3 protein-coding genes are annotated in these 3,052 nt (G+C 70.4%); all 3 read right to left on the bottom strand.

Annotation, left to right across the window (positions count from 1 at the left end; genetic code table 11):
* Window positions 1–127: 127 nt before the first annotated feature.
* Window positions 128–1,228, bottom strand: a complete 1,101-nt coding sequence (gene dnaN, locus ABZ260_RS49210; protein WP_355632353.1) for a DNA polymerase III subunit beta — start codon at window positions 1,226–1,228, stop codon at window positions 128–130.
* Between the two features lie 101 nt (window positions 1,229–1,329).
* Entirely contained in the window at window positions 1,330–1,989 is a 660-nt protein-coding gene (locus tag ABZ260_RS49215; RefSeq protein WP_343970257.1) for a response regulator transcription factor, read from the bottom strand.
* On the bottom strand, window positions 1,986–2,990 hold the full coding sequence (locus ABZ260_RS49220; protein ID WP_355632356.1) for a histidine kinase: 1,005 nt from the start codon (window positions 2,988–2,990) through the stop codon (window positions 1,986–1,988). Before ABZ260_RS49220 ends, ABZ260_RS49215 begins: the two co-directional genes overlap by 4 nt.
* Window positions 2,991–3,052: the final 62 nt, after the last annotated feature.

The following is a 3,052-nucleotide window of genomic DNA, read 5'->3' on the forward strand; positions in this document are numbered from 1 at the left end:
GTCGCGCGGCGGCCATGACTACCGCAAGGTGTACGCGGCCTACAAGTCGGCTCGCGAGGACTCCTGGGCAGCGAGACGGCCGGCGCTCAGGTGCCCAGAGCCCCCGGTGCGCCGGGCATGAAGGCGTTCAGGTCAGGCGCAGGGACATCACCAGGTAGCGGAAGGCGGGGTCGGCATCGCCGGGAACCTCGGTGATGAGGGCCGGGCGGCTCGGCGACTCCATGTTGAGCCGGACGAACTCGGTCTCGACACCGTTCAGGCCGTCGAGCAGGAAGTGGGACTGGAAGGCGATCTGGATGTCGTCACCGGACAACTCGGCGTCGACGACCTCGGTGCCGCGGCCGATGTCACCGCCACCCGCCTGGATGAGAACCTGCCCCTGGCCGAAGGAGAGCCGGATCGGGGTGTTGCGCTCGGCGACCAGCGCGACCCGCTTGATCGCGTCGACGAACGGGGCCACCCGCAGGTCGGCCCGGATCGACCAGTCGTCGGTCAGCCGCGCGCGGTAGTCGATGAACTGCTCGTCGAGCAGGCGGACGGTGGTGGCCCTGCCCACGCTCTCGAAACCGGCGATGCCCTCACCCAGCGCCACGGAGACCTCGCCGCCGCGCAACGATCTGGCCACCTCGACGAGCACCCGCGCGGGCACCATGGCGGCGGCCGCGGTGCCCGGCCGCTCGGGGCGCCAGCCGAACTCCCTGGCCGCGATGCGGTAGCGATCGGTGGCGGCCAGGGTCACGTCGTCGCCGGAGATGTCGACCCGGATGCCGGTCAGCATGGGGAGGGTCTCGTCGCGGCTGGCCGCCGGAGCCACCTGGCCGACCGCGGTCGCGAAGATCCCGCCGCCCACGGCGCCGATCTTAGGGGGCATCTCGGGGAGGGAGGGGAAATCCTCAACCGGCATGGTCAACAGGCCGAACTCCGCGCTGCCGCAGGTCAGAACCGCCTCGGAACCGCTGCTGGCGACCTCCACCACGTCGCCGGGCAGGCTGCGGGTGATCTCCGCGAGAATCCGGCCCGGAATCAGTGCCCTGCCGGGCTCCGCCACGACAGCCTCGATCGAGACGCGGGCGGAGACGTCGTAGTCGAAGACCGACAGCACGAGATCGTCCCCGTCGGCCTCCAGAAGCAGCCCGGAGAGCACGGGAATGGCCGGTCGGTTCGGCAGCACCCGGGCCACCCAGGCCACCGCGTCGGCCAGGACATCACGGTTAACCCGGAACTTCACCTGATCATCCCTTCGTCCTGAACAGCACCGCCACGTGCGGAAACCGTCCTTCAGCACGTTATCCGCTAGGACCGACAGAACAGGGTCCGGGCCTGGGAAAGTCAGCCCCGGGCCGCGTTGAGATAGGTCAGGACGGCGAGCACGCGGCGGTTGTCGTCATCGGAGGGGACAAGGTCGAGCTTGGCGAAGATACTGGCCGTGTGCTTGCCCACCGCGCTCTCGCTGAGGAACAGGCGCTGGGAGATGGCCGCGTTGGAGCGGCCCTCGGCCATCAGCTCCAGCACCTCGCGCTCGCGCGGGGTCAGCGCGCCGAGCGGCTGGTGACGGACCGTGCTGGCCAGCAGCTTGGCGATCACCTCCGGGTCCATCGCGGTGCCTCCAGCGGCGACCCGGCGGACCGCGTCGACGAACTGTTCGGCGTTGAAGACCCGGTCCTTGAGGAGGTAACCGATCGCCCCCGAGCCGTCGGCCAGCAGTTCGCGCGCGTACAGCTGCTCGACGTGCTGGGACAGGACGAGCACCGGCAGGCCGGGGACGGCCCTGCGCGCTGCCAGCGCCGCCTGGAGCCCCTCGTCGGTGAACGTGGGCGGGAGGCGCACGTCGACAACCGCCACGTCGGGCCGGAGCTCGATCAGCGCCTTCAGCAGCTCGGGCCCGGATTCCACCGCCGCCACGACCTCGAAGTCGTGCGCCTGGAGCAGGTGGACCAGACCGTCCCGCAGGAGGTAGAGGTCCTCGGCGATGACGACTCTAAGGCTCATCGGCCCAACCATAGGCGGGCCGGCACGACCTCCGCCAGCCGGCGCCGGCTGGAGTGCATGGCGGGGATGATCATGCCCGCGGCGTACATGGAGAGGCCCAGGGCGATGTTGAAGACGATCAGCGGCCACTGCAGGGGCTCGGGCAGGTAGAGCGCGAGGAACCAGCTGAGGTGCTCGGTGTCGATGATCTTCATGACCATCGTTACCAGCCCCTGCGGGAAGAGCGGTAGCCAGCCGAGCCCCCAGCAGATCCCGACGATGACGGCCTTCCCCCGAGGTAGCGGCGTGCTGTCCCGGCGCTTCTCGGCGAGCGCGTTGGGCAGGTCGAACGTGGCGGTCGTCGGGCCACCGCGCGGACTGCTGACCGCGAGCACCCCGTCGAAGGCCGCCAGCCTGCGCTCGATGCCTCGCAGGCCACTGCCCAGCGACGGGTCGGCGCCTCCCGCGCCGTCGTCGGTGACCACGACGCGCAGCGCGTGGTCATGGCTGCTGATGTCGATCGACACCCGCTCGGCGCCACCGTGACGGGTCGCGTTGGTGAGGAGCTCGCTGATCGAGAAATAGGCGGCAGACTCGACGGGCGAGTCCGGGCGGGCGTCCAGGTCCACGGTGACCGTGACCTTCAGCGGACTGTCCAGCGCCAGGGCGCGCACCGCGTCACCGAGGCCACGCTCGGCCAGGACCGGTGGGTGGATGCCCCTGACCAGGTCACGCAACTCGACGAGCGCCGTGGAGGAGGCCTCCCTGACCTTGCCGAGCAGGGCCTTGGCGGCCGCCGGGTCCTTGTCCATCAGTTCCTCGACCGCGCCCAGCGTCATGCCCATCGCGACAAGCCTCGCCTGCGCACCGTCATGCAGGTCGCGCTCGATCCGCCGCAGCTCGGACGCCTGGGAGTCGACCGTCGCCAGGCGCGCCTGGTCGAGCCGCTGGACCCGCCCCGCGAGCACGGACTTTGCCGTGGGGGAGAGCAACAGGTGGTTCCACCAGGCGTACCCCGCCACGGTAGCTTTCCCGCCGGCGCGATCGGCGCCTGGACGAAACTCTCGCAGCACCACGAACTCGG

The organism is Streptosporangium sp. NPDC006013 (genome assembly GCF_040614275.1).
Lineage (GTDB): Bacteria > Actinomycetota > Actinomycetes > Streptosporangiales > Streptosporangiaceae > Streptosporangium.